Annotated in this window: 19 protein-coding genes; 6 read left to right on the top strand and 13 right to left on the bottom strand. The window is 69.3% G+C overall.

Features of this window, described 5'->3' with window-relative positions; all coding sequences use genetic code 11:
- The first annotated feature begins 15 nt into the window (after positions 1-15).
- Positions 16-765, top strand: a complete 750-nt coding sequence (locus tag ACH49X_RS25570; protein WP_195081511.1) for a hypothetical protein — start codon at positions 16-18, stop codon at positions 763-765.
- Positions 766-829: 64 nt separating this feature from the next.
- Here the strand turns inward: ACH49X_RS25570 and ACH49X_RS25575 are convergent, their stop codons facing one another.
- The 9 genes from ACH49X_RS25575 to ACH49X_RS25615 all read right to left on the bottom strand — a co-directional run bounded on the left by ACH49X_RS25575 (position 830) and on the right by ACH49X_RS25615 (position 10,736).
- Positions 830-2,545 carry an ABC transporter ATP-binding protein gene (locus tag ACH49X_RS25575; RefSeq protein ID WP_357106113.1) on the bottom strand — a complete coding sequence of 572 codons (1,716 nt, stop codon included), beginning with the start codon at positions 2,543-2,545 and terminating at the stop codon, positions 830-832.
- Positions 2,542-4,449, bottom strand: coding sequence for an ABC transporter ATP-binding protein (locus ACH49X_RS25580; RefSeq protein WP_357206444.1), 1,908 nt, complete (start codon positions 4,447-4,449; stop codon positions 2,542-2,544). The genes ACH49X_RS25575 and ACH49X_RS25580 overlap by 4 nt, the downstream gene beginning before the upstream one ends.
- A 31-nt stretch (positions 4,450-4,480) precedes the next feature.
- The gene (locus tag ACH49X_RS25585) at positions 4,481-5,407 is read right to left on the bottom strand and encodes an alpha/beta hydrolase (RefSeq protein ID WP_357206446.1); all 927 of its coding nucleotides are present in this window, start codon (positions 5,405-5,407) and stop codon (positions 4,481-4,483) included.
- A gap of 187 nt (positions 5,408-5,594) precedes the next feature.
- On the bottom strand, positions 5,595-6,272 hold the full coding sequence (locus ACH49X_RS25590; protein WP_195081507.1) for a response regulator: 678 nt from the start codon (positions 6,270-6,272) through the stop codon (positions 5,595-5,597).
- Positions 6,269-7,483 carry a sensor histidine kinase gene (locus ACH49X_RS25595; protein WP_195081506.1) on the bottom strand — a complete coding sequence of 405 codons (1,215 nt, stop codon included), beginning with the start codon at positions 7,481-7,483 and terminating at the stop codon, positions 6,269-6,271. Before ACH49X_RS25595 ends, ACH49X_RS25590 begins: the two co-directional genes overlap by 4 nt.
- Before the next feature lie 159 nt (positions 7,484-7,642).
- Positions 7,643-7,837 carry a hypothetical protein gene (locus tag ACH49X_RS25600; RefSeq protein ID WP_195081505.1) on the bottom strand — a complete coding sequence of 65 codons (195 nt, stop codon included), beginning with the start codon at positions 7,835-7,837 and terminating at the stop codon, positions 7,643-7,645.
- Positions 7,838-8,113: 276 nt separating this feature from the next.
- Positions 8,114-9,355, bottom strand: a complete 1,242-nt coding sequence (locus ACH49X_RS25605) for an oxygenase MpaB family protein (RefSeq protein WP_357106100.1) — start codon at positions 9,353-9,355, stop codon at positions 8,114-8,116.
- 427 nt (positions 9,356-9,782) lie between these two features.
- A complete protein-coding gene (locus ACH49X_RS25610) occupies positions 9,783-9,983 on the bottom strand; it encodes a hypothetical protein (protein ID WP_195081503.1) in 201 nt (66 codons plus the stop codon).
- Between the two features lie 204 nt (positions 9,984-10,187).
- Positions 10,188-10,736 carry a PadR family transcriptional regulator gene (locus ACH49X_RS25615; RefSeq protein ID WP_195081502.1) on the bottom strand — a complete coding sequence of 183 codons (549 nt, stop codon included), beginning with the start codon at positions 10,734-10,736 and terminating at the stop codon, positions 10,188-10,190.
- A gap of 46 nt (positions 10,737-10,782) precedes the next feature.
- On the opposite strand from ACH49X_RS25615, the gene ACH49X_RS25620 reads away from it, so the two are divergent.
- From ACH49X_RS25620 to ACH49X_RS25630, 3 genes are all read left to right on the top strand, one after another.
- The gene (locus ACH49X_RS25620) at positions 10,783-11,340 is read left to right on the top strand and encodes a peptide deformylase (protein WP_357206448.1); all 558 of its coding nucleotides are present in this window, start codon (positions 10,783-10,785) and stop codon (positions 11,338-11,340) included.
- A 258-nt stretch (positions 11,341-11,598) separates the two neighbouring features.
- A complete protein-coding gene (locus ACH49X_RS25625) occupies positions 11,599-12,246 on the top strand; it encodes a LysM peptidoglycan-binding domain-containing protein (RefSeq protein WP_195081500.1) in 648 nt (215 codons plus the stop codon).
- A 144-nt stretch (positions 12,247-12,390) separates the two neighbouring features.
- On the top strand, positions 12,391-12,573 hold the full coding sequence (locus tag ACH49X_RS25630) for a hypothetical protein (protein WP_195081499.1): 183 nt from the start codon (positions 12,391-12,393) through the stop codon (positions 12,571-12,573).
- 163 nt (positions 12,574-12,736) lie between these two features.
- Here ACH49X_RS25630 and ACH49X_RS25635 read toward each other — a convergent pair whose 3' ends face one another.
- Complete coding sequence (locus ACH49X_RS25635) at positions 12,737-13,231, bottom strand: hypothetical protein (protein ID WP_357206450.1); 495 nt, start codon at positions 13,229-13,231, stop codon at positions 12,737-12,739.
- Between the two features lie 834 nt (positions 13,232-14,065).
- Between ACH49X_RS25635 and ACH49X_RS25640 the strand changes: the two genes are divergently transcribed.
- Entirely contained in the window at positions 14,066-14,623 is a 558-nt protein-coding gene (locus tag ACH49X_RS25640; RefSeq protein WP_195081497.1) for a hypothetical protein, read from the top strand.
- A 24-nt stretch (positions 14,624-14,647) separates the two neighbouring features.
- On the opposite strand, the gene ACH49X_RS25645 is transcribed toward ACH49X_RS25640, so the two are convergent.
- The 3 genes from ACH49X_RS25645 to ACH49X_RS25655 all read right to left on the bottom strand — a co-directional run bounded on the left by ACH49X_RS25645 (position 14,648) and on the right by ACH49X_RS25655 (position 16,336).
- On the bottom strand, positions 14,648-15,205 hold the full coding sequence (locus tag ACH49X_RS25645) for a helix-turn-helix domain-containing protein (protein WP_357106088.1): 558 nt from the start codon (positions 15,203-15,205) through the stop codon (positions 14,648-14,650).
- A gap of 218 nt (positions 15,206-15,423) precedes the next feature.
- Positions 15,424-15,753, bottom strand: a complete 330-nt coding sequence (locus ACH49X_RS25650) for a hypothetical protein (protein ID WP_357106085.1) — start codon at positions 15,751-15,753, stop codon at positions 15,424-15,426.
- Between the two features lie 106 nt (positions 15,754-15,859).
- Entirely contained in the window at positions 15,860-16,336 is a 477-nt protein-coding gene (locus ACH49X_RS25655) for an SRPBCC family protein (protein WP_195081494.1), read from the bottom strand.
- Positions 16,337-16,497: 161 nt separating this feature from the next.
- Here ACH49X_RS25655 and fabG point away from each other — a divergent pair, with 161 nt between their 5' ends.
- Positions 16,498-17,250: a 3-oxoacyl-ACP reductase FabG gene (fabG, locus tag ACH49X_RS25660; protein ID WP_195081493.1), complete on the top strand. Its 753-nt coding sequence runs from the start codon at positions 16,498-16,500 to the stop codon at positions 17,248-17,250.
- Positions 17,251-17,298 lie beyond the last annotated feature (48 nt).

The raw sequence follows: 17,298 nt of genomic DNA on the forward strand, positions 1-17,298 counted from the left end.
GCCGACCCTTGGCTCATGACACACACGCAAGCACTCCTGCCAACCCCGACCACCGGCGACGAGCGGACCGTGGCCGGCCGCCCCTCTCGCGAGACTGTACTGCGGATGTGCGGCGCCGCGCTGACCATCGGCGGGGCCCTGTGCATGGCGGGCGGCACACTGCACCCGATCGTCGCGGGCAAGGGCCATTCGGTCGAGGCGCTCACCAGTCCCGGCACGCCGATCGCGCAGACGCTGCTCGGTATCGGCACCGTCCTGCTCGTGCTCGGCCTGCCGGGCATGTACGCCTGGCTGCGACCGCGACTCGGCCCGGCCGGATTCGCCGGCACGGTCGCCTATCTGCTCGGCAATATCGTCACCGCGACCGGTCATCTCACCGTCGAACTGTTCGTCGCCTACCCGTTCGCGTCCGATCCGCGGACCGCGCACCTGATCGCGGGCAACGACAACATGATCGACACGACCGCGTTCGCGCTGTTCAACTCGATCGGCGGCGTGGTGATGCTGGCCGGTATGGGCCTGCTGGGCGCGAGCCTGCTGCGCCACAACGCGATTCCCCGCTGGATCGCCGTGCTCACGCTGCTCGGCATGGTCGGCTTCTTCCTGCCGATACCCGCCACCCAAGGGCTGTCCGGTTTCATCTACGAGGCGCCCCGCGGCATCGCCGTCGCCGCCATCGGTGTGCTGATGCTGCGCAGCCCGGCGGGATTGCGCCGCTGGGCGGCCCGCGGCGGGGCAGCGCAGGACGACGAGCGCACCCCGTGATCGGTCCGGTTCGAGCCGGGATGTCCGCACCGCGGCCGTGGCGCCGGGGTGCGGACATCCGCGCTCATTCGGCAGCCGCGCCCACCGTGGACGACTCCCAGAAGCCGGCGTAGCGGCCACCGAGGCGCAACAGCTCGTCGTGGGTGCCCTCTTCCACGACTCGGCCGTCGTCCAGGAAGACGATGCGGTCGGCCCGTCGGACGGTCCGCAGCCGGTGCGCGACCAGCACCACCGTCCGGCCCGCCATGAGCCGTTCGATGCCGTCGTGGACGGCGGCCTCGTTCACCGGGTCCAGCGCGGAGGTCACCTCGTCCAACAACACGATCGGCGCGTTCTTCAGCAACGCCCGCGCGATCGAGACGCGTTGGCGCTCACCTCCCGACAGCAGCGCGCCGCCCTCGCCGACGTTCGTCGCCCAGCCGCCGGGCAGGCGCTCGATCACTTCGTCCAGCCCGGCCGCGGTCGCCGCCGCCCGCACTTCGGCTTCGGCGGCGCCGGGACGGCCCAGACGCACGTTCTCCTCGATCGTGCCGTCGAACAGGTAGACGTTCTGGAATACCACGGCGATCCGTTCCCGCAGCGCTTCGGTGCTGATCGCCCGCACGTCCACACCGCCGACGCGCACCGCGCCGCCGTCCACGTCGTAGAACCGCGCGAGCAATTGCAGCAGTGTGCTCTTGCCCGCGCCGGACGGCCCGACGATGGCCACCCGCTGCCCCTCCGGGACCGACAGCGACACGCCGTCGAGCACGGTACGGTCGCCGTGCCGGAACACGACGGACTCGAACGCCAGGTCGTGGCCGGCCGGCCGAACCGGTTCGCGAGGTTCGGGCAGCGGCTCGGCGCGCAGCACGGTGTCGAGCCCGCTCAGCACGGTCCGCGCGCTGCGCAGCTTGCCACCGATCTCCGACAGCGACAGCAGCGGATCCGCGCAGCGGGCGACCAGCACCAGCAGCGCCAGCATCTCCGCCGCGCCTGCGTCACCGCCGAGCGCGAGGTAGGCGCCGAGGGCCAGCAGCACGGTGAACAGCGCTTGGACGGTGAGCGTCAGGCCGACCATGCCGGGCAGCGCGGACAGCACGGCGCGGCGGGAGGCGCGCTCGAGTCCCGACAGCGCGTCGTCGAGCAGCCGGAACCGTTCGGTCGTGCGGCCACCGGCGCGCAGCACCGGCTGTGCCTGGAGATATTCGACGACCCTCGCGGTGGCCTCCTCGGCGCGCTCGACGCGGTCGGCGTCGGTGGCGGCCATCGCGCGTCCGGTCCAGATCTGGATGGCCGCCACCACCGGCACGGCGACCAGCGCGGCCAGCCCCATGTGCCAGTCGAAGGCGAGCAGCACGGCGACGATCGTCAGCGGCGTCACGCAGGCGGAGATCATCGGCGCCAGCAGATGCGCGATCACGCTCATCGCCTGCAGCACACCCTCGCTGGCGAGGACCGACACCTCGCCGACGCGACCGGCGGTGAACCAGCCGAGCGGCAGCCGGGCCAGGTGATCGCCGAAACGGTGATAGACGCCGCGCAACAACGTGGTTCCCACCAGGAACCCGGACAGATCGCTGCGATAGCGCAAGGCCGCGTAGCAGGCGATCGCCGCCCCGAAGGCGATCAGCCACGGCCAGGCGTCGGCGGGCGTGCTCCCGAGCAGGGCTCGCAGCACCGGAACCAGGAGAGCGTAGGACAGCCCTTCGGCCACCGAGGTCGCCGTCATCAGGGCCACGGTGCGACGTACGGCCGGGGCGTACTCGTGTCCGAGCACGCGCAGCAACATCCGGATCATCGCAGCTCATCTCCTCGCGGTGTCTGGTCGGCGAACGACGGCGCGCGCACACCATGCTTGCTCCATGGCCCGAATTCACGCCGCAGCATGGCGCCGAGGGTTTCGGTCTTCTCGGTGAGCGGGGGCCGGTGGGAACGCCAGAATTCGGCGAACCTACCGTTGCCGGCCAGCAGTTCGCCCGGCTTGCCGCGCTCGACGATCGACCCGTTCTCCAGCACGACGACGGTGTCCGCGTCGGCGATGGTTTCCAGCCGGTGGGCGATGACCAGGATGGTCCGATCGCCGTCCAGCGTCGCCAGGGCTCGGCGCACCGCCTGCTCGGTGTGCGGATCGGCGAAGGCGGTGGCCTCGTCGAGCACCAGCACGGGAGTGTCGGCCAGCAGCGCGCGTGCGATCGAAAGCCGTTGCGCTTCACCGCCCGACAGCTCGGCTTCCGCACCGAGCACGGTGTCGTAGCCGCGCGGCAGTTCGAGGATCCGATCGTGGATGTTCGCCAGCCGGGCCGCGCGCACCACGTCGCCGAAGTCGGCGTGCGGCACCGCCAGCGCGATGTTGTCCGCGACCGACGCGCGCAGCAGCCGCACGTCCTGGAAGACGAAGGAGACCATCCGGTAGAGCGCCCGGCTGCCGAGTTCGCGCAGATCGACACCGCCCAGCAGGACCGCGCCGTGGGTGGGGTCGAAGAATCGGGGAAGCAGCTGAACCAGCGTGGACTTCCCGCTGCCCGACGGCCCGACGACCGCGGTGACCGTCCCCGGCTCGAGCACCAGGTCGATGCCGCGCAGCACCTCGTGCTCGGTGTGGTAGCCGAACCGCACGTCCCGCAGTTCCACCCGATGTCCCCGCGGCGCGATCGGACGCGAAGGCTCCGGCAGCGACGGCACCGCGAGCACTTCCCGGATCCGGCCGACGGCGCGCCGGGCCGCTTGCAGATCGTCGAAGCCGTGGCCGAGCGCCGCCACCGGAGCGGTCAACCCCAGGCCGAGCAGCAGGAAGGGCAGCAGGTCCGGCGGGGCCATGGCGCCGCCCGTGATCAGGACCGCGCCACCGGTCAGCACGACCAGCAGCACGAACGGCGGCGACAGCACCACCTGCATCGCCGCGCCGAGTCCGGCCAGACCGCGCACCATACGCAGAAAGGAGTCCGTGAAATCGTCTGCCGCGGTGCGGAATTTCCGGTGCGCGCGCTCACCGGAGCCGAACGCCTTGACCACCCGGATACCCTGCACGAATTCGACGGTCGCGCTCGCGATGCGCGCCATTCCCGCGTCGAACTCCTTCTGCTCACGCAGGCGGGCGGGGGTCATCATCAAGGGCACCAGCGCCACTGCCAGCGCCACCGGCAGCAGCGTGATCACCGTGAGCCGCCAGTCCACGGTGAACAGATAGATCAGCGACACCAGCGGCACGACGAATGCGGCGACGAGTTCGCCGGGCGTGTGGGCGATGAGCGGGTGCACGGTACCGACGTCCTTGCCCACGATCTTCGCCAGCTCGCCGGCGCCGCGCCGGGCGAACCAGCCGATCGGCACCCGCCCCAGTCGCGCGGCGAGTTCCCGGCGGAAGGCCAGTTGCACCCGGCTGTCGAGCAGGTGCCCGATTCCGGACGACGCGGCCGTGAACAGCAGCCGGACGAACAACCCGGCCGCACCCGCGACGACGATCATCCGGACATGGCCGTGATCGACCGGGCCGGGCGACAACAGCGTCCGTCCCAATTCGACGACCGCGAGCAACGGCGCCAGACCGGCGACGGCACCGACGATCTGCAGGACGACGACCGCGGCGAATCCGCCCAGGTACGGGCGCAGCAGCGCGGTCATACCTCCGCCCGCCGGGGAATCGCCGTCCGGCGAGGGTGGTGTGGATTGCTTGCTCGCCTCGGCGATCTCGATGGTGGTCATCGTGCTCTCCTCTCGACCGATCGCTCTGCGCCTACGCCGTTTTCGAGCCGGGCGCCGGAACCAGCGCGCGGCGGAGCACGGCGGCGAATTCGGCGCTCTGGCGCCGGGACACGTCGGCGGACCGGATCGCCTGCGATCCGTGGAACGTGCCGGGCCACTGGTGCAGCTCCACCGGCACGCCCGCTCGCAGCAGGCGCAGCGCGTACTCGATGTCCTCGTCGCGGTTCGGGCAGTACTCGGCGGTGGCGATGTAGGCGGGCGGCAGGCCGGACAGATCCGTGGCGCGCGCCGGTGCGGCATACGGCGTCGCGGGCGCGCCGGCCAGGTAGTGCTGCCACATCTGGGCCACTTTCGCCCGGGTCACGAAGGGGGTATCGGTGAAATTGCGCGCCGACCACGCCAGCTGACGATCGTCGAGGACGGGTTGGTTGAGCAGTTGGAAGCGGATCGGCGGCCCTTGCTCGTCCCGGGCCCGCAGCGCGACCGCGGTCGCGAGCCCAGCGCCCGCGCTGTGCCCGCCGATCGCGATCCGCGCCGGGTCGATGTCGAGTTCGGTCGCGTGCTCGGCGGTCCAGGTCAGCACGGCGTAGACGTCGTCGGGCGCGGCGGGGAACGGATGCTCGGGAGCCAGGCGGTAGCCGACCGAGATCACCGTCACGCCGGAGTCGTCCGCCAGCAGCGTGGCCCACGGATGTTCGGTGTCCAGGTCGCCCATGACGAATCCGCCGCCGTGCAGCCAGATGAGGGCGCCGCCCTCGGCCCTGGCCGGCCGGTATATCCGTATCGGCACCTCGGCATCGCCCGGCACCGTGCGGTTTTCGACCGACATGCCCGCGATGTCCGGCACCGGGATCGCGGCGGCCAACTCGGCGAGATGCTTCCGGGCGATGGCGGGGTCGCTCAGATCGGCAGGGGGGAAGAACGAGACAGCGGCCTCGAGTTCGGGATCCAGAATCATGCGTCGATGGTCGCGCCGTCCTGGCTCACTCGGCTTCCGGCGACAGGAGTCACCGTCTACGTGAACGCGCGTACGAGAACGCCGCTCGGCTGCGCCGGTCGTCGTAGTCGATCACGGAGGTCTACGGCATTGTGCGGCACCGGGATTCGCAGGATGCCGCGATCCCGTGGCGTCGCGGACCCGATCACTACGAGGAGAACCCCACCAGACCGGTCTGGTAGGCGATCACGACCAGCTGCGCGCGGTCGCGCGCACCCAGTTTCACCATCGCGCGGCTCACATGGGTGCGCGCGGTGGCGGGACTGAGGAACAACGCGGCGCCGATCTCGTCGTTGCTCATGCCCTCCCCCACCAGCGCCAGTACTTCGCGCTCGCGGTCGGTCAGCACGGCGAGCCGGTCCTCGGCGGACTTGGCCGCCCGCCGCCGCGCGGTGAACTGGCCGATGAGCCGCCGGGTGATCCGGGGCGCGAGCAGTGCGTCACCCGCGGCGATCACCCGGATGGCGTGCAAGAGTTCGGCCGGGCCCGCGTCCTTGAGCAAGAACCCGCTCGCCCCCGCCTGCAACGCGTCGAAGACGTTCTCGTCGGTGTCGTAGGTGGTGAGGATGAGCACCTTCACACGCTCCATCCCGCCGGCCTCGGCGATCTGCGCGGTGGCGCGGATGCCGTCCAGCCGTGGCATGCGGATGTCCATCAGGACGACGTCGGGGCGGGTGGCGCGGGCGAGTTCGACGGCCTCGGCACCGGTGGTGGCCTCACCGACCACCGTGATGTCGTCTTCCAGGTCGAGCAGCACCTTGAAGCCGGAACGGACCAGGCGTTCGTCGTCGGCGAGCAGGACTTTGATCGGCGGTGTCGAGTTCACAAGCGCGTTCCGACCGGTGTCAGGGGCAGGCGGGCGGTGACCTCGAACCCGCCCTCCGGACGCGGTGTCGCGTCGAGTTCACCGCCGAGCAACCGGCAGCGTTCGCGCATCCCGGCGATGCCGCGTCCGGGTGTGCCCGCGCTGTCGGTCCGTGCCCCGGCGGCGTCGCGACGGCCCTCGTCGACCACACGGATCCGCACGGCGTCGATGCCGGGTTCGAGCGCCACCGTCACCCTGGTCGGGCCGACATGCCGGATCACGTTGGTGATCGATTCCTGCACGATGCGGTACGCGGCGCTGCCCACCGCGCTCGGCAGCGGCGTCACCGGGGCGGTCTGCTGGAAAGCGATGTCGAGCCCGGCTTCGCGGGCCTTGCCGACGAGTTCATCGATCTGGCCGAGCCCGGGGTACGGTTCGCGCTCGTCGCCGTCGCGGAGTACACCGAGGATCGCGCGCATCTCCCGCAGCGCCCGCGAGCTGGTCTGCTCGATGGTGCGCAAGGCTTCCCTGGCCTGTTCCGGTCGCTTGTCGAGCACGTGTGCGGTGACACCGGATTGCACGTTGATGATGGCGATCGCGTGGGCGACGGTGTCGTGCACTTCGCGGGCGATCCGCAGCCGTTCGGCGTCGACCCGCGCCCTGGCCTCCTCGTCGCGGGAGCGCTCGGCGAGTTCGGCGCGTTCCTGCGCGTCGGCGGCGATGACCCGGCGGGATCGGACGGATTCGCCGAGGATCGTGCTGATCACGGAGGCGCCGATCCGGAAGAACACCCACCCGATGGCCACGAGCGGCTCGACATCCGCCGCGGCGATCAACCAGCCGACGGACAGCACCGTGATGCCCGCGCCCGCGACCATCAGCGACCGCCGCCCGTCGCCGTAGGCGGCCAGGGTGTACAAGGCGACGAAGAGCCCGAGATATGAAAGCCGGTCGGGGAAGCCGAGACCGAAATAGATCAGGCTGGCCACCGCCGTGACCGCGAAGACCGCGACCGGCTGCCGGCGTCGCGCCGCGACGGCCAGACCGCTGGCGATCAGCAGCACATAGCCGAAACCCGTCACCGGCGTGTAGGCCGGTTCCAGCGGCACCGGTATCGCGGCGCTCTGCACCTGGATCACGGTGACGAACAGCGCCAGCAGGACATCGGGGAACCAGGCGGGCCGACGTGACAACCAGGCGGACAGCCGTCGTGACGCCGCCTGCTGACCCATGCCGTGAGCGTACGGCATTCGCGCGCTCCCGCGCCGCGCCCCGGATGCGCGAGCGGCTACGACAACCGACGCAGCCGATCGCCGTCGTCTACGCGAATGCGCGTAGGCAGCGACTCCGGCCGACCGCGGCCGGCGAGATCGACCTTCCCGGGAACCCGATCACCGCCACAGACCGCCGCAGGGCAGCTCCGGCAACTCGACGTGGACGTCGTCATCGATCGTGACGATCAGCTCCGGGTGGCTGTGCGCCAAGTCGGCGGCCACGCTCCTGGCCTGTTCCGCGCATGCCCGGTAGTCCAGGACCAACGCGCCGGATTCGATATGAATGTGTCGGATATGCTGCGGGTTCGTCATGCTGACCGCACTGTCCGTCCGGCCTGCTCCGCGCCACCCTTGGACATCGATCGCAAGGCGGTCGAGCCATGCGCCGGACCGGACATCCTATGGCTCACGTTGCGGAACTCCTCATAACTTAGAGTGGGAGGCGCTGTTCACTTCCCGATCGGCGGCCGTGGGACCGGCCCCTGCGGAGAGGTGTCACCCACCTCGGCAATGTACTACAAAGAATAACGAGTAACTTACCAGCTACTGCCGATGCACTCCAGAGGGAGCGCATCGGCGTCCGGCGACTCAGCGCGGCGGCTGGCTCATGTCTCGATTCATGGTCGGGATCTCGATGCTGATCGGCATCCGCAGTTCCGCCAGATACAGCAGCGCCGCCCTGCGGAGGAATTCGTCGAACAGCCAGTAGGCGTCCGGCGCGAGCGGCACCACGGGCAGCAGGCCTTCGCGCACGGCGATGAACGGCCCCCAGCTCACCCGCAGCAGCGGGTCCCAGACCGGCTCCCTGGCGATGGCAAGCCCGTCGGCGATCCGGTCGCCGAGCAGGAAGCGAGTGAAGGCGCCGAGCACCGGCTTGGTGAGGACGGTGAAGTCGAGGTTGGCCCCGAGCCGCAGCAGCCGGTCGGCCAGTTTGGCGCCCTCCGGGGTCGGCGCCAAGATCGGATCCAGCACCTGCGCGGCCTGCGAGTTCGCCTCCGCCCACGAGTTGGGTATGTACTCATCCTTGATGCCGAGCATGTGCGCGCCCACCTGCCAGGAATGCAGGAACGCCTCCGACTCGGCGGGCGGGATCGGCACCTGCCACGCGGTCAGATGCTTCATCACGGTGGTCGGCAGGCTGTGCCAGGTGACCATCATGTCGTTCTGACTGATCGGAATGTCCTCCTCGGCGGAGGACACCCAGTGCGGCGACTGCGGCAGCAGGTGACGCACGGCGGCATGGACCAGCCGGGTCTTCACACAGGTCACGACCATCTCGCCGTCGGGACCATAGGCATTCGCGGTCCCGATGTCGTAACCGAGTTTGGCGGTCTTCAAGATGCGGTCCTTCAGGTCGTGACCGCCCTTGGAGTAGTAGACCGCCCGCGCCTCCTTGGGAATGACCGTGCTCATCATGCCGCTGGCCAGCCCGTAGAGCACGCCGAGGTACAGCCCGCGCTTCTTGTTGAAATCGACGGCGGTGGCCAGCTTGCCGCGATCGGCCCACTGCGGCAGCTGACGCGCGTACTCCATGAAGTCGCGCAGATCCGCCGGCAACCCGTCCGGCAGAGGCTGACCGTTCGTGGTCCAGGTGCGCAACAACTCGTTGACCCTCGGCACTTCCCCCCGGTCGATCACGGAGGCGACCAACTGATCCGCCTCCGGATCCCAGACGGTGAGCGGGTCGGCTCCTTCGCCGTAGCCCGCCACCGAACCCTGCGGCGACCACGTCCACGGCTCCGCGCGTGCCGGGGTCACCATGGCCAGGGCGCCGAACGCGCCGAGCACCCCACCGGCCTTCAACGCGTCGCGCCTGCTGAATCCATCCATGTCTGCGCCACTCCTCATTGAGCCGAGCGCCGCCGTGATGATGCGACGAAAGGCCGGCGACACTCGTTCATCGCCGTCGCAGCGATAAGAACAGTCATTAACTTAGCAAGCAACACGGCCAGTTGTCCTTACTTTTCCGCAACTTCGCGGTACCGATCACACCACGGCGCACAACCAGCCGGATCACCCAGTTCGCGTGCATGATCAGCATGTTCGATGCAGTCGGACGCAGGTCCAGCAAGCCGGCTCCGGGCTGATCTCCGACGAGACGGCAGGAAAACAGGGCCCATCGGTCGACCTTTTCTCTGCTAATTACTAGTCACATAGCAGCAGCAGCGCCCGCGCTGTCCCCCAGCGCGACCGAAGAGTTCCCGGCACAACGAAACGGGCCGGGCGGTTGTACCGCCCGGCCCGTGTTCGGTCGCGGTCAGCGACCGCTGTGGCTGTGCTGTCCGCCACGCACCTTCGCTTCGTTGGGCTGCGCTTCGGCGCCCTTGCGGCCGGCCTCGCTCGGATCGGCGGAGTGACGATCGCCGAAGCTGCCGGTGCTGGCCTGGCCGCCGCGACGCGCCTGTTCCTCGGTGTCGGAACGGTTGCCGAACTGGCCCGGGTTGTTCTGGTCTGCCATCACTTGCTCCTTTCGGTAGCGGATGAAACCGACTGTGGCTCTTCGCGCCACGTCTTGGTGCTACCCGGCCCGCAGCCGTCGAATCAGCCGCGGAGCTTCTTCACACGATCGAAAAGAACTGTCCGGTCACCGCTTACGCGAACACCTGTCGCCGACCGCTTCTCGCCGCACGAACATCGCCACGCGCGACCACGTGCGCCACCGTCAGGAGCGACGTGCGTCGAGCTTGTCTATATCGCCGAGAACCCGTTCGTGCCAGGCTATTTCGGCTTCCATCCGCATGGTGGCATGTTCCACGATGAGGTCGTCGGCCATGGTCTGGTCGGGCCAGCGGCGGTCGAGCTGATGCTCGATCCTGGAGCGTCGCGCCCGCAGTGCGGCGAGGCGGTCTTCGAGGTATCCGCGCAGCAGTTCGCGGTCGAGGTCGTCGCTGACCGCCAACGCGAGATCCACCGGGTCGGGCCGGATGTCGACTTCGGTGAAGGCTTCGTCACGCAGGGCGCGCAGTTCCCTGCGCCCTTCGGCGGTGATCTCGTAGACGGTGCGAGCGGGAAGCGCGCCGTCCTGCTCGGTGCGCAGCGGCCGGATCAATCCCTCGCCCGCCATCCGGTGCAGGGCGCCGTAGAGAGACCCCGGCTTGACCCGTGACCACAGGTCGGCACGGTCGAGGCGAGCATCGCGGCGCAGCTGATGTCCGTGCATCGGACCGCGTTTGGCGAGGGCGGCGAGGACGAACAACCGGGTCTCGTTCACCGATCTAGTCTGACACGACTACTCGCATTTGAGTACCCTGCCGGTTATGGCTGTTCGACCGATCCTCATCGCGGGCGATCCGCGACTGACCACGCCCGCGGTCCCCGTCACCGTTTTCGACGACGACCTCGCCGCCTTCATCGGCGACCTGTTCGACACCAACACCGCGGCCAACGGCGCGGGCTTGGCCGCGAACCAAGTAGGAGACCCACGAGCGGTGTTCGTCTACGACCTCGTCGACGGGGGCCGGCGGCACCGCGGGCACGTGATCAATCCGGTCCTGCGGACATCCCCGATCCCGGAGACGATGCCGGACCCCGACGACGACGTGGAGGGATGCCTGTCGGTACCGGGCGAGTGGTACCCCACCGGGCGAGCGCACCGGGCCGAGGTCACCGGCGTCGACGTGACCGGTCGCTCCGTCACCGTAGAGGCCACCGGCTACCTCGCCCGCTGCCTTCAGCACGAAACCGATCATCTCGGCGGCCTGCTCTATCTCGAACGCCTCATCGGACGCAACAAGCGAGCCGCCCGCCGCATGATCAAGGACCGGCAATGGACCCGCCCAGGTCACAGCTGGCTCCCCGGCACGGACACGCCGTGATCCGCCGTCCGAGCCCCGCACCGGCTGAGCGACCCGGCCCGCGTATCCGCGCGAGCATCCGGGTACCCGGCACGCCGCCCGGCGCAGCGGAAGGGAGAGCCGCCGAAAACGAGTAGTCGTCTACGCACGATCCCGCCGCCGAACGCGACGAGCATTCGGTAGCGCGACAACCGTTCGTGGACGGCAGGCGCGCGGTGGAGACAATCGGAATCGAGGTACACGCCGCCGGCCGTCGGCACTTCCAGAAAGGCCGAAGAGATGAAGAAGTACGAAGTACAACCCGGCGACACCCTTTCCGCGATCGCGCACCGGGAATACGGAGACAGCAGCCTGTTCCCGGCGATCGCACGCCAGAACCATCTCGCCGATCCCAATGCGATCGACGTGGGACAGCAACTCCTGATCCCCTACATCACGCGGCGGCATCTCGTCACCACCACCGACTCGACCGCGGCGCGCAAGCAGATCACCCAGCGCTACTACGGAACCGAGGACACCGGCACCCAGCTCATCTGGGAAGTCGTCAACGGTGTGGCGCAACGGGCGATCCAGCGCGGCGCGTGGTTGCACATGCCGGAGCTGGCCGATGTCGGTCACCACACGGTGGTCGAAGGCGAAAGCCTCGCGATCCTCGCCGAGCGCTGGTACGGCGACGCGCACCTCGCCCTGATGATCGAACGGGCCAACCACCTGCCCGAGGGCGCCGAACCGGATCCAGGGCACGTGCTCATCGTGCCCGGCCTGAACCGCCGTCACGCCATCGCGGGCGACACACTGCGCACGCTGTGCGAGGACGTGTACGGCCCCGGGGACCTGGACACCAGAGTGGGAGTCGTCGCAGCGGCGAATCACATCACCAACCCCGACGCGCTGTTCTCCAACCAGGTGATCCACTTCCCGTCGTGACCTCGCCCGCCGTTCGGTCGTCGCGCGAGCACTTGTCCCCACCACCTCATAAGCGGATGATCTGAGCAGAGTCACCCCGGACTCGGATCGTCGTCGCCGGGTCGGGTTTCGGATCGCCCAATCGCTCAGCCAAGGAACATCACGATGATCACCAAAGCCACGCAAGCGATCGCCGCCACCGCTCTCACGCTGACCATCGGCGCCCTCTTCGCCCCGGCGGCCTCGGCCGCACCGGCGTCACCCGCGCCGACGACGAACGCCCTCGGGTCGGTCGCGGTCTGCCTCAACATTCCGCTGGGTCCGGTAAGCGTCAGCTTCTGCGTCTGAGGTCGCCATACGCGGGACCGGCCTCCGCGCGCCGGTCCCGAGAAGTCGGACGGCCACGGTTCGACAACCGGCCGCTACTGCCCGGCGGCCTACCGCGCCCCCTGACGTGGGTACACGTCCGGCACGGCGACGTGACGATCAGCCGAGCGGGCACGCGAGCAGATCACCCGGCGGGCACGAGGTCGACGCCGTAGCCGGGGTGTGTCCGCGCTGTCATCGCGGTCCGGAACACCTCGATGGGGCCGGCCGTGTCGGTGGCGAGCCCCGCGGCTCGTAGCGCGCACGTCTTGAACGCCCGGCCGGCCGAGCTGACGCGGTGTTGCACCGTGCCGACCCGACGGTCGAGTTCGGCGGGAAGATCCTCTCCCCACATCGTCACCTCGGTGAGCCCGCGGTCGAGACAGTCGAGCACGCCGTCCCGGACCCTGCCGTCGGACCGATACGCTTCGGCGGCGACGGCGACCGCCTGCGGCCAGGTCTCCCGCACCGGCGCGGCCGAGAACTGCTCGAGGTCGAGCACCGCGGCCCCCAGGATGCGCAGCGGGCGGGTATCCGCGCGCTCGGCCATGAGCACGGTGACCTCCCAGCCCGCGACGGTTCGATCGAACAGCCACCCGCCGGTCCAGCGCACGACGTCCGCGATATCGGGGGCGACCACCGCCAGGCGGTACCGATGTGGGCACCGGCGAGCCTGGGCTCGCCATTGCGTGAAGGAGCGCGATGCTGGGGCGCCTCGGTCAACGTAATCGACGGATCGTACAGCCATGGTTCCCATCCCGGTAGCACCAACGAAAGTACCGACAGGTCCGGCCGCGGACACCGACTGCGATGGGGTACCAGCCATCGCGCCGGCCAGAGCGATCAGCGAGTCGCGCCGCCGTCGGGCGGCCGCGTGCCGAACCAGCGAAGGATCCGGTGAGCGGAGACGGCGGGTGGAAGTGGGTCGCCGCGCCCTCGCCGGAAGGTTCTGCCGCACACACACTAAGGCGGACGCGGATTCGATGACGCCGCTTCGAACGAGTCGAATTGTGACCTGCATCACCATCTGGCAACCAACTGGCCAAACTGGTCGATTCACCTACCGATCCGGACACCCCACCGTCCGACATCACCTTCCTCGCCGCGAGACAAGGGGGACACAAACGGCCGCGCACCGTCGGCACCGCGTGAAGCCCGACCGCGTTACGTCGGAAGAATTGCCCAATGGCCCGATACACCAGCCAATTTCGAACCTTGCATCCTGATCCACCGCTCTGCGGGCAGCCAGATCGGCCATGAGACACGACGCGCCGACGGCTTGACGACATCGCGCGAATGGTTCAGACTGATCACCTACCGGACAACACTATCCGGATCATCGACAGGTCCGGCATACAGTCATGAGCTATCTGTCAGCAATAGCCTGTCGGCAGTGTGCGACGCGACGATTCCACCGGCGACCGAGGGGGCGGCATGGGCAAGTCGGCGTCTCGGCGACGATCCCAGGAGAGGTATGCGAACGTCTACGAGCCGGGCCGATCCGGACGACCCGCTCACCGCGACCGCCTTCGATCTGCGCGCGGGCGCCATCGTCCTCGCCGAGTTCCGCACTCCCCCGGTCGATCCGTTCAGCATCCGGCATCGCCTGGCCGGCCTCATCCCCCCTGGCGCGCCGGTCGGCCCGCTGCCCCGGCACCTGCGCCGGCTCGCCGTCCTGCTGCGCTGCTGCATCGACCACATGGCGATCGCCGCCGAGATCGCCCAGATCCACGACTTGATCGGGCTGGCCGACGAACTCGTCGAACTGGTGGACATCATCGGTGACTCCGCCGCACATACCGCCGAAGGCATTGCCGCCGTGCACGATCCGGCACAACGACACGCACACGCCGCCGCGGTGAAATCGCATACCAGCGGCGCCGACGCCACGGTACACCGGTTGCTCGCTCGCTGGTCGGCGGAAACCGGAATAGATTTCGCGCAGCGCGAATTCGGCAATGGACTTCTGCACGTGATCCGTTCGCTCGAGCGCGTCGCCGACGCACTGGCGTCGATCGATCGCGCGGCGTGAAACGCGACAGGCCCGTCCGCGCCGTCAGTCGTGCAGCGCGCGGTCGAGCAACGCCCATGCCTGCCGGGCGGTCTCCTTCTTCGACTGCGCGTCGGTCTTCGACAGCACGGCCGCCAGCATCGCCAACGCCAGCACCACGTCCGTGGTGGTGATGTCGGCACTCACCGTGCCGCGCTGGCGCGGATCCTCCAGCTTCTCCCCGATGAGGGTGATCAGCCTGCGCGCCACCTCGAACAGGCGCATGTCGTCGGTGTTGGTGGGATGGATCATCGCGATGAACGCCGCCGAGGTGGTGATCTGATCGACCATGATCGCCAGCAGATCGTCGACGGTCACCGCGGGATCGGCCGCCAGCGCCTCGATGCCATCGATGTTCTCCTCGAACACCGCGAGCGCGATGCTCTCGCGCGTCGGGAAGTGCCGGTAGAGCACGCCCTGCCCCACCCCGGCGGCCCGCGCGATGGAGCTGAACGGCGCGTCGAACCCGCTGTCGGCGAAGACCTCTCGCGCCGCTTGGATCAAGGCCGCTCGATTGCCGGCCGCCGCCTTCGGCCCCCTGTTCCCACGGCGTGGCGAGGTCATTGGGGCAAGGTTACCGGACTGTCGCCGACCGGCCCGCAGGCGGCGGACAGCCTGCTGAACGGCGGCATGGTTCGAGCAGCTGGTCCGCGACATGATGACCGCTCAGGGGCAGGAAGCCGGTCTCATCGGCTTGCTGCTGTCCCGAGGGGCCGCACCGCGCTGAGGTGTACCGGGCGGCGATGTGTCCTGTCGCCGGGTCACCCGCGCGGCCGTGCCTCTCAGCCCTGAACCACCACGTCGTGCGTGCTCGCGCCCCCGTTCGGGCACCACACCGACACCCGGTGCGGGCCGGGGGCGACGTTGTCGACGAAGAGATTGCCGGAAGGCGCGACTTCGAGGCTGACGGTCTCGGGCGTGCCGAAATAGGGATCCACTCGGCACCACTCCGGGCGATCCCCGCCTTGGGGCGTCACGCTGACCACGATCCACTTCTTGCCCGCCACGACGTCCACCACCGGCTGCGCGGCGGCGATGCCAGCGGTGGCCGCCGAGATGACCGATGCCGCCACGAACGAAGCGGCACAGAGCAGAATCCTCGAAGCCTTCATAGCGTCCTCCCTGCGGAATGGGCAGGACCGCGCGGCGGTCCGGCGTGCGTGTTCCGAGACCACGATATTCGGCGACCGTCCCGGTTCCTGCCCACCGCTGGCGGGACTACTGCCGCGGCGAAACCGCTTGCCGCTCGGCCAGTTCGGCGAGCCGGTCGAGGGAGGCCGACAGTTTGTCCGCGGTGGTCGCGCGTGCGCGGACCTGACGCTTCTCGTCGGTGAGCGACGTCCAGTCGTAGGTGTGGGTGACCCGGGTGCGGCCTTCGGCCGCCGGCTCCAGCTCCCAGCGCCAGAGGTGACCGGGCGGCTGTTTTCCCGGTTCCGACGGACGCCACGCGATACGGCTGCCCTCGGTGAACTCCACCACGTGATTGTCGCGCACGGCCCCGTTGGTCAAGGTGGTGCTGAACACCGCTCCGGCTTCCCGCACCCGCTGCCCCGCCGCTGCCTCGGCCAAGTTGTCGTTGCCGTCCCAGCGCGGCTGCTCGGCGGGGTCGGCGATGAGTTCGAAGATCTCCGCCTGACCCGCGTTGATCTCACGGCTGGCGCTGACGATACGGGGAACCTCGTTCTGATCGGTCACGTGCCGATCGAAGCATCCGGGTCGAGAGCAGGGCAAGCCTTCCGCTCGAGGTCTGCGCTGATTCCCCGGCGGCGATTCGGCGACCTGTCCGCCCCCGGCCATGCGGGGCGGTGCGGTATGACTGATCCGATCCGACATCCGATCGACGAAGGGACGCGCTCATGGGCGAGCGAGTTGCAGTAGTGTCCGGCGCCGCGCGAGGGATCGGCGCGGCCATCGCCAAGCGTTTGGCGGCGGACGGGCTTCGGGTCGGGGTTCTCGACCTCGACGCGGCCGCCTGCGCCGACACGGTCGGCGCGATCACCGAGGCGGGCGGGCGGGCCGTCGCGCTCGGCGCCGACGTGTCGGACGAGGAGTCGGTCGCCGCCGCCGTCGCGCAGTTGGAGAGCGAACTGGGCGCCCCGACCGTCGTGGTCAACAACGCCGGCATCCTGCGCGACAACTTGCTGTTCAAGATGAGCGTCGACGACTGGGACGCGGTGCTGAACGTGCATCTGCGCGGCGCCTTCCTGCTCACCCGCGCGGTGCAGAAGCACATGGTCGAACAGAAGTGGGGACGGATCGTCAACATGTCCAGCACCTCGGCGCTGGGCAATCGCGGCCAGGTGAACTATTCGGCGGCGAAGGCCGGTTTGCAGGGCTTCACCAAGACGCTGGCGTTCGAGCTGGGCAAGTTCGGCGTCACGGCCAACGCCATCGCGCCCGGCTTCATCGTCACCGACATGACCGCCGCCACCGCCGAGCGCGTCGGCGTCTCCTTCGAGGATTTCCAGAAGGCCGCCGCCGCGCAGATCCCGGTGCAGCGCGTCGGCACGCCGGAGGACATCGCGCACACCGCCTCGTTCCTGGTGAGCGAGGGCGCCGGTTTCGTTTCCGGCCAGGTGATCTACGTGGCGGGCGGTCCGACCAACTGACGACCGGCCCCCGCCCGCCGTGCCGGGGCGGGCGAGGGCGGTAACGTC

Origin of the sequence: Nocardia sp. NPDC019323 (assembly GCF_044389845.1) — a bacterium.
GTDB classification, from domain to species: domain Bacteria; phylum Actinomycetota; class Actinomycetes; order Mycobacteriales; family Mycobacteriaceae; genus Nocardia; species Nocardia implantans.